Here is a 15688-nt window from a genome sequence, read left to right on the forward strand (position 1 = left end):
CAATATTTGGTCCCGGACTTAAAGACGGACCATTCCCTGAACATTATGAACCTCTGGAATGTCCTATTGAGAAGAACCTTATGTCTAATCAGAGAATAAATCCTGTAATAAAGATTTTTAAAGGCGGACCAGATACATTTGCAACATGCGATCCACGTTATCCTTTTGTATGCACAACATATCGTGTAACAGAGCACTGGCAGACAGGGGTCTTAACAAGATGGCTTCCATGGCTTGTTGAAGCTGAACCTCAAGTCTTCTGCGAAATTAGTCATGAACTCGCTAAACTTAGAGGCATTGAAAATGGCGAAAAAGTCCTGGTAGAAACTCAAAGAGGCAAACTTGAAGCTACTGCAATAGTAACACACAGACTAAAACCATTTGTAATCGCTGGTCAGACCGTGCATCAGATTGGATTACCATGGCATTTTGGATGGTTACATCCTAAGGATGGCGGTGACAGCGCAAATCTACTAACTCCAACTATTGGCGATCCAAATACGATGATTCCTGAATCAAAGGCATTTATGGCAAACCTTACAAAAATAGCGGCTAAAAAAGCCGGGAAAGCCTAAGGGAGGTGAGAGACCATGGCAGATAAATCATTTTTCATCGATACGACAAAGTGCACAGCATGCAGGGGTTGCCAGATTGCCTGCAAGCAATGGAACATGAATCCTGCAACAAAGACAAAACAACGCGGAACACATCAGAACCCTGAAGACCTGTCCTTTGTTACTTATAAATTAGTAAGATTTAGCGAGATGGAAGAAAACGGGAAACCTGTATGGTATTTCTTTCCTGACCAGTGCAGGCATTGCACAGAGCCACCTTGTAAAATGATGGCTGAGTCTCTGGGTGTAAAAGCAATTGCAAAAGACGAAGCTACAGGGGCAGTCCTGTATAATCCAAAAGTAAAAGTTAAAGAGGCAGACTATAAGAAGATACGGGAATCCTGTCCATGGGATATTCCGAGATGGGACAGTAAGACACAGGGAATGGCTAAATGCACTATGTGTATAGACCGTATCAAAGAAGGGTTACTCCCTGCTTGTGTTAAGACCTGCCCAACAGGTGCTATGAATTTTGGTGACCGTTCAGAGATACTCAAAATAGCGGAGAAAAGACTAAAACAGGTTAAAGGAAAGTATCCAAAGGCACAACTTCTCAACGCTGATTTTGTTAGAACTATTTTTCTTGTAGTTGATGATCCTTCGAAATACCATAAGTTTGCTTCTATAGATTTTTCTGGAAAATCGATTATTACAATGGTTAAAAATCTTATTCAACCTGCTGAAGTTCTTACGGGTTAAATAATCATTAAATTAACTTGCAGAACGGCTTGTTTCGAATTATTTCGAAACAAGCCGTTTCTTTAAGAAAGGTTAATAATTGAAAAAATCTTTAGAACAGAAAAAAGAACAAATTGCATTTTATCGGGAGAAGAATCCTGCATACAATGAGATTCTTGAATTCTACGAAAAAGTGCTAACCGAACAGGAACTCATCAAGACAATGCTCAATATTGCACCACCAGAGCTTAAGAAAGAGTTGAAAAACTTTCATGAAAAAGAAGGGTTTTCTTTACTCAACAAAGAAGATTTTTATATCGATTTAATTTCGTCCGCCAGTTTATTTGAATCTCTTTGCCGTATCGGAAAAATTACAAATGAAAAGATGAACAATAGTATTCAGGTTATAGAAAATGCAATCAGCAATAAAAATTTAGTCATAGAAGAATTGTTAAAAAGACATTTCGATGAATCGTATATGGAAAGAATTTCATTGGATAATGATATTGATAAAACAATTTTGAAATTTTTGATTTATATGAGCATATTGCCATCAATTAATACACAGGTTGAAATGCTCGAAAAAAATCTTAATACAAAAAACTGGCTTAAAGGATATTGTCCCATCTGTGGTGAATTACCCTTCATTTCCGAACTAAAAGGGGAAGGACAGAGATATCTTTTGTGTTCTTTTTGTAACTTAGAATGGCAAAGTGAACGATTGAAATGTCCTTTCTGTGGAAACAATGATCATAACAAACTGCACTTTTTTTATGTCGAGGGGATTGAAACGCACCGTGTAGATTTATGTGATAATTGTCAACAGTATATAAAGACGGTTGATTCAAGGAAACTAAATTATGAGCCTGATTTAAATCTGGAAGATATTACAACAATGCATTTCGATATCCTGGCTTCTGAAAAAGGGTTCAAAAGACCAGTAACCTCCCCCTTCGGACTCTGAGTATTATCAAGAATCAAGTATTGGTCATGAACGACAAACACAAGTAACGTTATATCGATCACTGTCTGTATTATTCGGGTTAAATAGAATTTTTAGCCTGAAACTCTACAATCTTTGAATCTTCTTTTGACATTATTGACATGCCTTCAAAAATACCACCTTCGGCAATAGTAAGTTTAATTGTTGATATATCTCCAATAATATGACCTTTTGATTTTAATTCAACTATTTCTTTTGCTTTCAGATTACCTTCAACTTTACCACCTATAATAATACCCCTTGCTGTAATATTGCCTTTCAATAGAGCTTTTTCACCAAGTATTACCCAATCAGCATTAATATTTCCTGTCATTGTGCCATCAATTCTGAGAGTACCTTTCGTATCAATATCACCTTTAAAATTTGAATTTGTTCCAACAAACGATTCGAGCTTCTCAGTATTTTTCGAAAACATTATGAACCCTCCTTTTTTAAATATTCAGATGGGTTTACATGCACGCCATCCTTCCATATTTCATAATGGACATGAGGCCCGGTTGAATTGCCTGTTGAACCTACATAGGCAATTATTTCCCCTCTTTTAACTTTTTGCCCTATCTTCACAGTATTCATACTATTATGAGCATAAAATGTAGAAAATCCATGACCATGCTCAATCACAACGAGATTTCCATTACTACCACTCCAACCAGAATAACTCACTATTCCGTCAGCCGTAGCCTTTATCGGAACTCCAGCATCAGATGAGATATCTATTCCAGAATGGAAATCTGTCTGCCCACTCATAGGATGTTTCCTTATCCCATACGGAGAAGATATATTCACAACAGCTGGAAGTCCCTTCGGTGTTGCAATATAAATATCTCTTTGAATATGCAAATAATCTTTTATTTCCCCTACTGTTTCAATTGTTTTTCTAATCTGTTGCTTTAAGTTTTCCATATCAATAGAGCCACTATCTAAAGTATTAATATTCTCGAGAACTTTTTCCTTTGAATTTAGTGAAAATAATCTTCTGAACTCATCTTCAACTTTTTTTAATGTTGATATAGTTGTATTAAGTTCAGCAAATTGCTGAGAATAGTAATTTAATGTGTCTTTCATCTTATAGTACTCGAATGTATTAACTGCAATTGAAAATACATAAATGACTCCTAAAAAAGTAAATAAAAATGAAGAAAGGAGTATTATAAGAGGAACCTTTAAATTTAAAGGTTTATTTTTTGCATGAGGGATAAGCATAATCGTTATTGGCGTAAATGCCTTTTTGAGCAAAATTTTTATACTATGAATACCTAACACCCTTACCTCCTTTCTCAATTGCTCCAATAACAAAAGCTGGGTATCCTGAATTATTCAAGATACTTAATGTTTCTTCTATAGAACTTTTTGAAACTATAATTGTAAAACCTATGCCCATATTAAATGTTCTGTTCATTTCAACTTTTGATATTTTTCCAGAGCTTTCTATTATTTGAAAAATTTCAGGAACAGGCCATGAATCCCTTCTAATATTTGCCTGAAGACCATGTGGAAATACCCTTGGAAGGTTTCCAGGTATCCCACCTCCTGTAATATGAGCCATACCTTTAATTTTTATCTTATCTTTTAATCTCAATATTGCATCTACATAAATTCTTGTTGGTTTAAGAAGCTCTTCTCCAAGCGTACAGTTGATTTGATTTATATACTTTTTAACTGATATCTTTTTAATATCAAAAAAAAGTCTCCTGACGAGTGAAAACCCATTGCTATGCAATCCACTTGAAGCAATACCTATAATTACATCTCCGGCTTTAATTCGTGAACCATCTACTATCTTTCCTTTTTCTACAACACCAACAGCAAAACCGGAAAGATCATATTCTCCATTTTTATAGAAGCCGGGCATTTCTGCTGTTTCACCACCAATAAGTGAACAACGAGCTTCAATACATCCTTTAATGATTCCTCTAATAATATCTGAAGCTTTGTCTGAATTGAGTCTTCCTGTTGCTAAATAATCAAGGAAGAATAAAGGCTCAGCCCCACTGGTAATAATATCATTCACACACATTGCAACAAGATCTATTCCGACTGTATCATGCTTGTCCATCAAAAAAGCTATCTTTAGTTTTGTTCCAACCCCATCTGTCCCACTTACGAGCACAGGGTTTTTATATTTTTTAAGATTAAGCTTAAAAAGTGCACTGAACGAACCAATTTCTGTTAAAACTTCAGGTCTGAATGTTTTTCTGACAAGTGGAGAGATACTCTTTATGAATCTCTCTCCCTCATCAATATCAACTCCGGCTTTCCTATAAGTAAGACGAGTCCCCATTTTCATAATTTGGTAGGTTTTAAAATCATATATTTTTAGCATAAAGACTCATAAAAGAGCAAGTTTTTAATCTTATAATTTGATAAAATATTTTTAATGCCTATTATTCTTGTTACAAATGATGATGGAGTAAATTCCTCTGGGATTATTGCTTTGTTTCATGCAATGAAGGAACTCGGAGATACATATATCGTTGCGCCTGACAGAGAGAGAAGTGCTGTAAGTCACTCCCTAACAATGCATAGACCTCTAAAAGTAGAAAATTTGAAGGAACGTGTTTATTGTGTAAATGGCACACCCACTGACTGTGTGGCTATAGCACTCAACAAGATTTTACCTGAACGGCCTGTCTTCGTTGTCTCAGGAATTAATAAAGGTGCTAATCTTGGAGATGACATAACATACTCTGGGACAGTATCAGCTGCAATAGAGAGTACAATTATGGGAATTCCAGCATTTGCTATCTCTTTAGTCATAAAAAATAATCCACCTCAACATTTTCATTTTGATACAGCATCAAAGGTTGCTATTGAAATAGGTAAATATATTCTCAATCATTCTTTGCCTTACGACACTTTGCTAAATGTGAATGTGCCAAATGATGATATTAAAAAGATTAGAGGTATAAAATTCACCAGACAGGGAAAAAGGATTTATGATGGTGCAATTCATGAAACACTTTCACCTAACGGAGAAAAATATTACTGGATAGGTGGAGGAAGACCTTTTTGGGAACATGGTGAAGATACTGATATTCAAGCTATTGAAGACAATTACATCTCTGTCACCCCATTACATCTTGATCTCACAAATTATGAAGCTCTGAATTTTTTTAAAAAACTACCTTTCGATATAATTTTTTAGTCATGAAAACTTATGATGTAATAATTATTGGAGCAGGACCAGCAGGAATATTCAGTGCACTTGAATTGCTAACGGTAAATAAGAACATAAGGATACTTATGATCGAAAAAGGAAAGGATATAGACCAGAGGATTTGTCCGATGAAAATACATGAGATTTCATGCAGGGAATGTCCTGAATGTGCTCTTCTAAGTGGCTGGGGAGGAGCAGGTGCATACAGTGACGGGAAATTGAATCTTTCACCGGATATAGGGGGATCACTCTTGCGGTATATTCATATAGACGATTTAAAAGCTTTAATTTCTTATGTTGATGATACTTATATTAAGTTCGGAGCACCAAAGATCGCCTATGGAGAAGACACTGACGAGATTATAAAACTGAAGAGACTTGCATCAGAACATAATCTTTCACTCATACCTTCAAAGATCAGACATATAGGCACTGACAGATGCAAAACAGTGCTAAAAAAAATTAAGGAATTTCTCCAGCACGATATTGACATTATTTTCGGTTCAGAGACTGAAAATATCATTGTAAGAAAGGGAAATGTACAGGGAATAAAACTTAAGGACAAAACAAAACTCTTTGCTGATTTCGTTGTTCTTGCACCAGGTCGGGAGGGATCAAGATGGCTCGAAAAAGAATCCAAGAGATTAGGTCTGACATTGTTACAAAATCCTGTCGATATAGGTGTCAGGGTAGAAATACCCGCATCAGTTTTTGAACCCATCACAAAAATAACTTATGAGCCGAAACTTATATTCAATTCCAAGAAATTCAAAGACAGGGTCAGAACCTTCTGTGTTAATCCATATGGAGAAGTAGTAAAAGAATATCTAAAAGGTATCTGGACAGTTAATGGACATAGTTACTCTCATTCCAGGTCAAATAATACAAATTTTGCACTTCTTGTTGATACAATTTTTACAGAACCTTTTGATGAACCAATACGATATGGTCGATATATTGCCGAACTTGCAAATATTTTAGGCAAAGGTGTTTTAATTCAACGACTTGGCGATTTGCATAATGGCAGGCGTTCAACATATAAACGTATTCAAGAAGGTAAAGTTGAGCCAACTCTTAAAGATGCCACGCCCGGAGATTTAAGCTTTGCAATACCTTACCGCTATCTATCTGATATACTTGAAATGATCGAAGCTCTCGATAAGATTGCCCCTGGTGTCAATTCAGAGCATACTTTGCTCTATGGTGTTGAGGTTAAATTTTATTCTGTATTACTTAAATTGAATGAAAATCTTGAAACCGAAATAAAAAATCTTTTTGCAATAGGGGATGGTGCAGGTGTAAGTAGAGGGCTGATACAGGCATCTGTTTCGGGAATAATAGCTGCACGAGAAATCAGCAGGAGGCTTTAGCAATGGACTTTAAAGAATTAAGAGAATTAATGGTAAAAACACAACTCATCCCGAGGGGTATTAGAGACGAGCGCGTCCTGAGAGCAATGAAAAAAGTCCCGAGACATCTCTTTGTTGATGAACATATTCAACATAAAGCCTATGATGATATGGCACTTTCAATTGGAGAAGGTCAGACAATCTCTCAACCATACATGGTAGCAGTAATGACTGAACTACTTGAGTTAAAAGGTAATGAAAAAGTTCTGGAGATAGGTTCAGGTTCAGGTTATCAAGCAGCTATCCTTGCTGAATTGTCTAAAGAAGTATACACTGTTGAACGCATTGCTGTGCTTGCAGAAAAAGCAAAAAACAAACTTAATTCAATGGGATATACAAACATTCATATTAAAGTTAGCAATGGGACATTAGGATGGCCTGAACAGGCACCTTTTGATAGGATTATACTAACTGCAGGAACCCCTAAAGTTCCTGAACCCTTAATCAACCAGTTATCAGATGAAGGAATTCTAATAGGTCCAGTTGGGGATAGATTTTCTCAGCAACTGTTGAAGATTAAAAAATCAAAAGGTAAACTTTCAGAACAGTATCATACCCCATGTGTCTTTGTCCCGCTTATCGGCAAGTATGGGTGGCAGGAAGATAAAGATAACCCACAGTATATTTTTTAACTCAAGGCTTAACCCGCAATTCTCTTGACAGGCATTATTCTGATTTTTATGATAGAATTCATCTTTAATGTAATGAGAATAAATTTGGAAAAAGATAATTAGGATTAAGGAAACAGTTATGAAAAAACTATGGGGAGGAAGATTCAAAGTCAGAACATCTAATATTGTAGAATCCTTTACAGAATCCATATCATTTGATCACCGTCTCTGGAAATATGATATTCAGGGAAGTATTGCACATGCTAAAATGCTCGCAAAACAGGGTATTATCTCAAAAGAAGATAGTATAAAAATCATAGAAGGACTTCAGGAAATAGAAAAAGATATAGAAATGGGAGTTTTCAAGTTCAGAGAAGATCTTGAAGATATACATATGAACATTGAATATGCCCTTATTGATAAAATAGGCGATACAGGTAAAAAATTACATACAGCTCGTTCAAGAAATGATCAAATTTCTCTTGACCTTAGATTATATTTAAGAAAAGAAACAGAGGAGATCATTTCACTCATCCAACAATTACAAAAGACTTTTATTAAAATTGCAGAAAAAAATATCAATTCATTAATGCCAGGTTATACACATCTTCAAAGGGCTCAGCCCGTACTTCTCTCTCATCACCTGATTGCTTATGTTGAGATGCTACAGAGGGATAAAGAACGATTCAAAGATTCACTGAAGAGAATAAACATTCTACCCTTAGGTGCTTGCGCACTTGCAGGGACTTCTCTGCCAATAGACAGAAAATACGTTGCAAAATTACTCGGTTTTGACAATATTTCTCAGAACAGTATCGATGCTGTCTCTGATAGGGATTTTGCAATTGAGTTTCTTTCTGTTTCTGCTATTCTTATTATGCACCTGTCGAGACTTTCAGAAGAACTCATACTATGGTCAACCGAGGAATTTAAATTTATAGAATTGCCTGATGATTTTGCGACAGGCTCAAGTATCATGCCACAGAAAAAAAATCCAGATGTTGCTGAACTCGTAAGAGGTAAAACAGGCAGAGTATATGGGAATCTTCTATCTCTACTGACAATAATGAAAGGACTACCGCTATCATATAATAGAGATTTACAGGAAGACAAAATACCTGTCTTTGATACAGTTGATACCATTAAATCTTCTCTCCTTATCCTTAATGGAATGCTTTCAGCCATAAAATTCAACATAGAGATAATGCACAGAATAGCCGGCAGTTCTTTCTCTACAGCAACCGATATGGCAGAATATCTTGTAAAAAAGGGTATGCCTTTCAGAACAGCTCATGAAATAACAGGAAAAATTATTCTTAAATGTATCAAACAACAAAAACAAATAAAGGATCTTACACTGAAAGAATTAAATTATTTTTCATCTTTGTTTAAAGATGATATTTATTCATGCCTTAATGCTGAAGATTCAGTAAAAAATAAAAAATCAGAGGGTAGCACATCTCCAGTAGAAGTGAAAAAAGAGATAACAAGACTCAAGAAATTAGTAAAATGAAAATACCATTTCTCGTTTCTCTTTTGTTTTATTGTTTGGTACTCTGTGCTTACAGTTTAGTTTCTGGTTGTGGTAAAAAAGGCGAACCAACTCTTAAGTTATATGAAAAACCACCACAACCATCAGGCCTCAATGCTATACATAGAGAGTCTGAAATAATACTCCTGTGGGATTTCCCTGATGATAAAGAAGAAATAATAAAAGGTTTTTATATTTTTAAGTCCTCTGGAAAAGATTTTGAAAAGATTGCATTTGTTGAGCGCAACATTCGTTCTTTTAGAGATTCTGATTTTTCTATTGGCTCAGAATACCAATATAAAATTGTTTCAAATAGCCTGAGAAATATTTATAGCATTGATTCAAACATTATAAAAGTTATTCCACAAGCAATACCATTACCACCTCAAGAAATCAAATTCAGGATAGAGCCGGATTCCTTAACTTTAGAATGGGGGAAAAGTAATGGGGAAAACTTCTATAACATCTATAGAACTTACAAACAGGGTGAATATGGTTTATTTCCTATTAATAAAGAACCTCTAAGACAAAATTCATTTACAGACAATCTCAATGTTCAAAAAAAAGTATATTATACAATACGCAGTTTAACTGCAAGCTCTTCAAGGGATGAAGGTCCTGCTTCAGAAGAACTTGAGATAGATCCTGAGAAATTTATACCATCTAAAATTCAGGATATTCAGGTGGTTATTACAGAAAATTATATTTATTTATTATGGAAGGAGTCTCCAGAAAGGTGGATTGAAGGCTATAATATTTATAGGAAAAAAGATGGTGATAAATTTTATACATTTATAGGTAATACACAAATTCCTGCTTTCATAGACAGAGATAAAACTTCAATTAAAAGAAATTACAGGATAACCGCTGTCGGGCCGGGGGAAGAAAGCCCACCTGCTGATATTCAAGATATTATGTTTGTAAAGGATTAACCCGAAAAATGCCATTAGAATAACGCACCGATAATTTCGGGCTCGATACCTAAGTGCACGTCTAAAGATGATTCACCATTCCAGAATAGTTCAAATATGTTATGAATTCATTTTCAAAATTATCGCTAAAAATCTTTTTGCCTAAATTTTCCATAATTTCTTCTAATTTCCAGAATCTTACCTCATCAATTTCTCTCTCATTGAATGATATAGTTCCATCGTAAACACATCGATATGTTGTTACAAGCTCTGTTTCATAATGATTACCATGAATATATGAATAAATAAATTCAGGTTCACATCCAACGATTCCAAGTTCTTCTTGCATCTCTCTTTTAGATGAAAATATTAAATCTTCACCAATACCCACATGTCCGCCCACAGACGTATCCCATTTCCCTGGTGCAACATCTTTGTTCTTAGAACGTTTTTGCAAAAGAAGATTTCCCTCTTTATTGAAAACAAGCACGTGAACCACTCTGTGTATAAGTGACGGATTGCCATGAATTTCAGACCTTTTTGCATGACCAACAATCTCACCTTTTTGATTCACTATTTCCAGGAATTCCTCTTGTTCCATTATAAAATCCTACTTCAGAAATAATTGATTTTTAATTTTGAAAGGAAAATTTTTGATAATGCAGGTTCCTGAAATCGGAACCTGCATTTTTGTTTAGATTTTTTTTACGTTTTCAGCCTTTGGACCTTTTGGGCCTTCAACAACTTCAAAACTGACCGTCTGTCCTTCAGTCAGAGTTTTGAAACCGTTACCCTGAATGGCAGTATAATGGACAAATACATCTCCTCCATCTTCTTTGGTGATGAATCCAAAGCCTTTGGACTCGTTGAACCATTTAACGGTTCCTTTTACCATACTGCTAACACCTCCTTACTTCAAAAAATAGAAAATATCCGAAGTAATGCTATAGAGAGCTACAAAGTCCAAAGTCTTTGAAGCTATACAACAATACTTCCGAAACTTCCTGAATAGTATCGCACACAGATTTAAAAAGGTCAAGGCTAAATATGCTGGAATTCTTTAAAAATCCAATATCCGCATCTTTATTACATCGCTTTTTCTATATTCATTATTGCCTCCACCACTAACTTTCTCACCTCTTCATCAAACAGTATCTCAGCGTGATTTAGCTCAAAATTATGGTGCTCACGAGTCCCTGGAATGATAGAACTTTCAGCAGTGACAAGTCCATCACCTATGCCTTTCTTCATCTCATCAGGATAAAGACTTTCAGGTATAATTTTTTCAAATATATCAGGAAATAATAAATTGTTAATACAAAAAAGTGTCGGGTTTGTTCCTCCTATAGACATGTAATATATTCCATTTAGTTGCGAATAGTTTAATGATTTGAAAATTTTTGATTCTGGAAGAAGTTCCCTTAAGGCTCTACTCTGTAAGAATTCAAAAATTTTCTTTATAGCAAATCTAATAGTTCCCTTTTCACCAGGGGGAATGAATGGATTAATAATTTTTACAAGGGCAGTGGTATATTTAGCAACTTTCGCGATAGAACTTCCTTTATGAGGAGTTGATATCGTAATGATACCTTTTATCAATTTATCCTGTCTCATCAAATATTTTCTTCCAACAAGCCCCCCCCTGCTGTGTCCAATCAAAATAATACCATTTTTTGTTAAAGACTTAGCGATTTTCAAAATTTCTAAAAGTTCATTGACAACAGAATTGATTAACCCTGTTGGTCTGCGATGACTCCATGTGATAACTGGATAACCTCTTACTTTAAGGTCTTCAAAAGATGTTTGAAGATTACCAGAAAGTCTCTCCAAAAGGCTTTTATTCAATAAAACTGATAATGGGAATTTACCACCGAGAATTCTTGATTCAGTCGGAGCAATCCATATGTTTTTATCCATACCCATTCCATGGATAAAGACGACAGCAGGCTTTTTCTCATCACCTCTGTATATACTCGTATCTAATTTCACATCATAATCCAGAAATTGAGCCATATCTTCATTTCAAAATTTATATTATGGATAGCTTTTTGTAAAAAAATTTATACATTAATGTTCACAGGCAGTCGCCCTTGAAATTCCCGTTTTCCTACAAGACAATTCTTCACAGCTATCTGTGCCTGTTCAGAAATATCATAGGCAGCAATTAATATATCAGCTTTCTGGAAATAATTTAAAATGTATGGATTGCCAAAAGAGACAACAACGCTCTTTTTTGCCTTTTTGATAAGTCTCTGGATAATTTTCTTTTCATCTTCCAACAATCCTGAGCTACCCTTCCATGCAGAAATGCTCGAAAAGATGATTAAAATTATAATATCACTCAAACTTCCTGACCCAACCTCTTTTACTATTTCTAAATTAAATCCACCTTGACGCCTTAAACTAAAAATATTTTTATAAGAGTCATATAAAGGAACGAAAGAGAAGAATGTCTCATCTCCTGCAAATATAATTGAGATATTCTGTTCATCAGTGAGTGGTAAAATTTTAGGAGTATTCTTTACAAGAGTAATTGATTTCTCTATTATTAATGAAGAAAGTTTCAGGTGATTTTCGTAATCAAAACCAATGGTTTTAGATGTTCGGATTTTTTGTTTTATTTTTAATATTCGTTTAACTGCTCGATCTATATCTTTTTCAGTAATCATTTTTGTATCTAAAGCAACCATAATCTCTTTAACCGTGAGATCAGGATCAACAGGGTGTAGCAATATATCATTTCCTGCCTTGATACATTTTCCTGATATGTCTTTTATACCTTTTAATGCGTTCATAGTAAGGGCATCTGTTATAACAAGTCCCTGAAATCCAAGTCTATATCTTAAAAGTCCTTTTATTATCTTCTCGGATAAGCTTGCCGGCTTTTTATCAATTGAGGGGATACTTAGATGTCCAACCATAATACTGCTGACTCCTGCATGAATAGCTGCTTTGAATGGAATAATATCATTGGTTATCAAATCATTATAAGTTTTTCGAATGACTGGAAGTGCAATATGCGAGTCAATTGATGTATCTCCATGTCCAGGGAAATGCTTTGCACAGCTTATAAGACCAGATTTTTCAATCGACTTAATATACTCTCTTCCCAACCATGAAACATTTTCTGCGTTATCAGAGAAAGCTCTCGTACATATAATTGGATTATCAGGCACCTGATTAATATCCATTACTGGAATGAGTGGCATATTTATTCCCACAGCTTTCGCCTCATTAATAATAGCTTTAAGCACTCTATGCAGTAATAAAATATCTTTGTTTTTTTCTCTCTTGATTGCGGCTGATACAGCCATTTGACATGGAAATATTGTAGTGCCATTGATTTGCTGTCCTACCCCACGCTCAATATCAGATGCGATTAGAAGTGTAAGCTCAGAAATTGATTGTATCTTTTTAATAAAATTTTCTATACCATTTCGCAAACCTCCAAAAAGTATGAAGCCACCAATTCCTTTTCTAATAAGTTTCTCAATTTTTTTACAATAAGATTTATTGGTTATATTGTTTCCGTTAAGTCTGGTAACAATTAATTGATAAAGTTTTTTCTCAAAAGGTATATTTTTTATATAAGACATAAAGAAGTTTATCAAACTTTCGTTTATCGAAACAATACAGTTATTTATTATTTTAGATTTTTTAAAAAATATTGATAAAAAATTTTAAATCATTTATCTTTATCATAAAAGGAATTATGTTATGTATAAAGGAAAAATTTTACTTGTAGAAGATGATAAATTGCAGGCACAAACTACCAGAGATTATCTTGAATCTATTGGATATGATGTTAAATGGGCAGAAAATGGTAAAACCGCATTAAAGATTGCAAAAACACAACCTATCGACATAATATTATTAGATATTATATTACCAGACATAAATGGTTATGAGCTATGCAGATGGTTGAAACTTAATCAGGATACTAAATCTATCCCTATTATCATGCTTACGGTCAAAGACTCAACAATGAACAAAGTTGAAGGTTTGCAGGCAGGTGCTGATGACTACCTTGCAAAACCTTATCATGAAACAGAACTTAATGCAAGAATATATGCTTCTCTAAGAACAAAATCCCTGCAGGACGAATTAAAAGAAAAAAATAGACAGCTTGAGGAAATATTAGCAAAAGTTGAAATTCTTGCAATAACTGATCCACTCACGTTAATACCAAACAGACGTCATTTTGAGGTTACTATTGAAAAGGAATTTAATAAGACGGTTAGATATAAAACTCCAACCTCCTGTATCATGATTGATATCGATCATTTTAAAAGTATCAATGATGAATATGGTCATAGAGTAGGAGATATTGTCCTCAAAGAAATGGCAAATCTAATTAAAAATTGTATTAGAAAAGTTGACACCGTTGCACGATGGGGTGGTGAAGAATTTGTTATACTCTTACCCGGAATAACAAAAGAAAAGGCTTATAATGCAGCTTTAAGAATTAGAGAATCCTTACAAAAATATAAATTTTCAGATATTCATAAACCTATCACTATCAGTATCGGGATATCCAGCATCCCGAACCCTTCCATAGATTCATCAGAAAAGCTCATTGATGCTGCCGATAATGCTCTCTATGAAGCGAAAGCTAAGGGTAGAGATAGAATAGAAACTATATAATAGCAAATTTAAGCAAAAAGTAAATTAATATTTTTTATTTTAAATTATTTACAAAAGTTATTATTTATGGTATTTTTTATTATGTTCTCGATGGTGAATGAAAATCCAACACGTGAAAAAATTATTATGCTTCTAAAAAAAGCCGGACCTATGTCCATTGACGATCTTAGCAGGGAATTGAACATTACTTCGATGGGAATACGTCAACACCTTATCTCACTCGAACGTAAAGGTATTATCAATTATGTTACAAAAAGAAGTGGCATAGGAAGACCAGCATTTTATTACAAGCTGACTGATAAAGCTGATGATTTGTTTCCCAAACTATATCATGATTTTATACTTCAAGTTTTTAAAGATATTGAAAAGAATGACAGTCGTGAGATGATAGACAACATATTCAAATGGCGCAAGAACAGAATCCTCAAGGAAACTAAAGAAGCCCTCTCAGAAAAAAAGACTCTAAATGAAAAAATTGAATCTTTCAAAAATATACTTGAATCAAAAGGATATCTTGCAGAAATAGAAAATGAAAATAATCACTATATTCTTAACCAATACAACTGCCCAATATATAGATTAGCTCAGCAATACAATGATGCTTGCAGATATGAATTACAGATGTATCGTGAAATTTTTGGTAAAGAAATAACACGTGAAAAATGTATGGCAGAAGGTGACATCTCTTGTACTTATATTATACCTAAGACAAGCTTTAAACATTAAAGTTTTCTATTATATAAACAAACTAACCAATTATTATAAATATATTTTTTCTACAACTCAAAACAATTTTTCCACCATTTAAATCCGAATAAATTCTTCTTGCTATAAAATATAATTTTATTTTATTCTAATAAAAAGTCGACAGGAGGTTAAATTTCGATTTAACATCTTTGCCTACCCTGTTGGTGATAAGGAGAACATGTTGATCCGGCAAATTAGATCTTATGGGAGCCTGCGTAAAGAGCTGGTGTGCATGCCCTCTTTTATATGGAGAGGGAAGCCTAAAGGTAATTTCAGGGCACCCACTTATATTATAGGCGGATCTAATTTCTTCTTACACGGCAGGGTGGGTTTATTACATAACAGGCTGACTTTTATGACTCGTATATTTATTCGGAGGAAAA

Annotated in this window: 17 protein-coding genes and 1 other RNA gene; 11 read left to right on the forward strand and 7 right to left on the reverse strand. The window is 34.3% G+C overall.

Features of this window, described 5'->3' with window-relative positions:
- From HXY53_07785 to HXY53_07795, 3 genes are all read left to right on the forward strand, one after another.
- A partial coding sequence (locus HXY53_07785) for a formate dehydrogenase (GenBank protein ID NWF76449.1) occupies window positions 1-575 on the forward strand: 575 nt, incomplete at its 5' end.
- Window positions 576-590: 15 nt separating this feature from the next.
- Window positions 591-1313, forward strand: coding sequence for a formate dehydrogenase (locus HXY53_07790; protein NWF76450.1), 723 nt, complete (start codon window positions 591-593; stop codon window positions 1311-1313).
- A 79-nt stretch (window positions 1314-1392) separates the two neighbouring features.
- Window positions 1393-2256 (forward strand): formate dehydrogenase accessory protein FdhE, encoded by an 864-nt coding sequence (locus HXY53_07795; protein ID NWF76451.1) that lies wholly within the window; start codon window positions 1393-1395, stop codon window positions 2254-2256.
- A 79-nt stretch (window positions 2257-2335) separates the two neighbouring features.
- Here the strand turns inward: HXY53_07795 and HXY53_07800 are convergent, their stop codons facing one another.
- Genes HXY53_07800 through HXY53_07810 form a run of 3 tightly spaced genes read right to left on the reverse strand, consistent with a single transcriptional unit; the run spans window position 2336 to window position 4576 of the window.
- Window positions 2336-2710 carry a polymer-forming cytoskeletal protein gene (locus HXY53_07800; protein NWF76452.1) on the reverse strand — a complete coding sequence of 125 codons (375 nt, stop codon included), beginning with the start codon at window positions 2708-2710 and terminating at the stop codon, window positions 2336-2338.
- Complete coding sequence (locus tag HXY53_07805) at window positions 2710-3498, reverse strand: M23 family metallopeptidase (protein ID NWF76453.1); 789 nt, start codon at window positions 3496-3498, stop codon at window positions 2710-2712. The genes HXY53_07800 and HXY53_07805 overlap by 1 nt, the downstream gene beginning before the upstream one ends.
- Before the next feature lie 43 nt (window positions 3499-3541).
- Window positions 3542-4576 (reverse strand): phosphoribosylformylglycinamidine cyclo-ligase, encoded by a 1035-nt coding sequence (locus HXY53_07810; GenBank protein NWF76454.1) that lies wholly within the window; start codon window positions 4574-4576, stop codon window positions 3542-3544.
- Between the two features lie 96 nt (window positions 4577-4672).
- On the opposite strand from HXY53_07810, the gene surE reads away from it, so the two are divergent.
- From surE to HXY53_07835, 5 genes are all read left to right on the forward strand, one after another.
- Entirely contained in the window at window positions 4673-5440 is a 768-nt protein-coding gene (gene surE, locus HXY53_07815; GenBank protein ID NWF76455.1) for a 5'/3'-nucleotidase SurE, read from the forward strand.
- 2 nt (window positions 5441-5442) lie between these two features.
- A complete protein-coding gene (locus HXY53_07820) occupies window positions 5443-6822 on the forward strand; it encodes an NAD(P)/FAD-dependent oxidoreductase (protein ID NWF76456.1) in 1380 nt (459 codons plus the stop codon).
- Between the two features lie 2 nt (window positions 6823-6824).
- Window positions 6825-7493, forward strand: coding sequence for a protein-L-isoaspartate(D-aspartate) O-methyltransferase (locus tag HXY53_07825; GenBank protein NWF76457.1), 669 nt, complete (start codon window positions 6825-6827; stop codon window positions 7491-7493).
- Between the two features lie 118 nt (window positions 7494-7611).
- Window positions 7612-8985, forward strand: a complete 1374-nt coding sequence (gene argH / locus HXY53_07830) for an argininosuccinate lyase (protein NWF76458.1) — start codon at window positions 7612-7614, stop codon at window positions 8983-8985.
- Window positions 8982-9935, forward strand: coding sequence for a hypothetical protein (locus HXY53_07835; protein ID NWF76459.1), 954 nt, complete (start codon window positions 8982-8984; stop codon window positions 9933-9935). The genes argH and HXY53_07835 overlap by 4 nt, the downstream gene beginning before the upstream one ends.
- Window positions 9936-9996: 61 nt before the next feature.
- On the opposite strand, the gene HXY53_07840 is transcribed toward HXY53_07835, so the two are convergent.
- The 4 genes from HXY53_07840 to HXY53_07855 form a co-directional block, all read right to left on the reverse strand.
- The gene (locus tag HXY53_07840) at window positions 9997-10515 is read right to left on the reverse strand and encodes an NUDIX domain-containing protein (GenBank protein ID NWF76460.1); all 519 of its coding nucleotides are present in this window, start codon (window positions 10513-10515) and stop codon (window positions 9997-9999) included.
- Window positions 10516-10608: 93 nt separating this feature from the next.
- Window positions 10609-10809 carry a cold-shock protein gene (locus tag HXY53_07845; protein NWF76461.1) on the reverse strand — a complete coding sequence of 67 codons (201 nt, stop codon included), beginning with the start codon at window positions 10807-10809 and terminating at the stop codon, window positions 10609-10611.
- A gap of 191 nt (window positions 10810-11000) precedes the next feature.
- A complete protein-coding gene (locus tag HXY53_07850) occupies window positions 11001-11927 on the reverse strand; it encodes a hypothetical protein (protein NWF76462.1) in 927 nt (308 codons plus the stop codon).
- Between the two features lie 47 nt (window positions 11928-11974).
- The gene (locus tag HXY53_07855) at window positions 11975-13510 is read right to left on the reverse strand and encodes a hypothetical protein (GenBank protein NWF76463.1); all 1536 of its coding nucleotides are present in this window, start codon (window positions 13508-13510) and stop codon (window positions 11975-11977) included.
- 121 nt (window positions 13511-13631) lie between these two features.
- Here HXY53_07855 and HXY53_07860 point away from each other — a divergent pair, with 121 nt between their 5' ends.
- From HXY53_07860 to ssrS, 3 genes are all read left to right on the forward strand, one after another.
- On the forward strand, window positions 13632-14558 hold the full coding sequence (locus HXY53_07860) for a diguanylate cyclase (protein NWF76464.1): 927 nt from the start codon (window positions 13632-13634) through the stop codon (window positions 14556-14558).
- 66 nt (window positions 14559-14624) lie between these two features.
- Complete coding sequence (locus tag HXY53_07865; protein NWF76465.1) at window positions 14625-15284, forward strand: transcriptional regulator; 660 nt, start codon at window positions 14625-14627, stop codon at window positions 15282-15284.
- Between the two features lie 168 nt (window positions 15285-15452).
- Window positions 15453-15641: non-coding RNA, 6S RNA (ssrS, locus tag HXY53_07870), on the forward strand.
- Window positions 15642-15688 lie beyond the last annotated feature (47 nt).

This window comes from Nitrospirota bacterium (assembly GCA_013388455.1).
Classification (GTDB): domain Bacteria; phylum Nitrospirota; class Thermodesulfovibrionia; order Thermodesulfovibrionales; family SM23-35; genus JACAFF01.

Bases quoted from the DNA above. Each gene is read 5' to 3' on its own strand.
- HXY53_07790 (NWF76450.1), top strand. From the start codon at position 591: ATGGCAGATAAATCATTTTTCATCGATACGACAAAGTGCACAGCATGC.
- HXY53_07800 (NWF76452.1), bottom strand. From the start codon at position 2,710: ATGTTTTCGAAAAATACTGAGAAGCTCGAATCGTTTGTTGGAACAAAT.
- HXY53_07805 (NWF76453.1), bottom strand. From the start codon at position 3,498: ATGCTTATCCCTCATGCAAAAAATAAACCTTTAAATTTAAAGGTTCCT.
- HXY53_07810 (NWF76454.1), bottom strand. From the start codon at position 4,576: ATGGGGACTCGTCTTACTTATAGGAAAGCCGGAGTTGATATTGATGAG.
- surE (NWF76455.1), top strand. From the start codon at position 4,673: ATGCCTATTATTCTTGTTACAAATGATGATGGAGTAAATTCCTCTGGG.
- HXY53_07820 (NWF76456.1), top strand. From the start codon at position 5,443: ATGAAAACTTATGATGTAATAATTATTGGAGCAGGACCAGCAGGAATA.
- HXY53_07825 (NWF76457.1), top strand. From the start codon at position 6,825: ATGGACTTTAAAGAATTAAGAGAATTAATGGTAAAAACACAACTCATC.
- argH (NWF76458.1), top strand. From the start codon at position 7,612: ATGAAAAAACTATGGGGAGGAAGATTCAAAGTCAGAACATCTAATATT.
- HXY53_07835 (NWF76459.1), top strand. From the start codon at position 8,982: ATGAAAATACCATTTCTCGTTTCTCTTTTGTTTTATTGTTTGGTACTC.
- HXY53_07840 (NWF76460.1), bottom strand. From the start codon at position 10,515: ATGGAACAAGAGGAATTCCTGGAAATAGTGAATCAAAAAGGTGAGATT.
- HXY53_07845 (NWF76461.1), bottom strand. From the start codon at position 10,809: ATGGTAAAAGGAACCGTTAAATGGTTCAACGAGTCCAAAGGCTTTGGA.
- HXY53_07850 (NWF76462.1), bottom strand. From the start codon at position 11,927: ATGGCTCAATTTCTGGATTATGATGTGAAATTAGATACGAGTATATAC.
- HXY53_07855 (NWF76463.1), bottom strand. From the start codon at position 13,510: ATGTCTTATATAAAAAATATACCTTTTGAGAAAAAACTTTATCAATTA.
- HXY53_07860 (NWF76464.1), top strand. From the start codon at position 13,632: ATGTATAAAGGAAAAATTTTACTTGTAGAAGATGATAAATTGCAGGCA.
- HXY53_07865 (NWF76465.1), top strand. From the start codon at position 14,625: ATGGTATTTTTTATTATGTTCTCGATGGTGAATGAAAATCCAACACGT.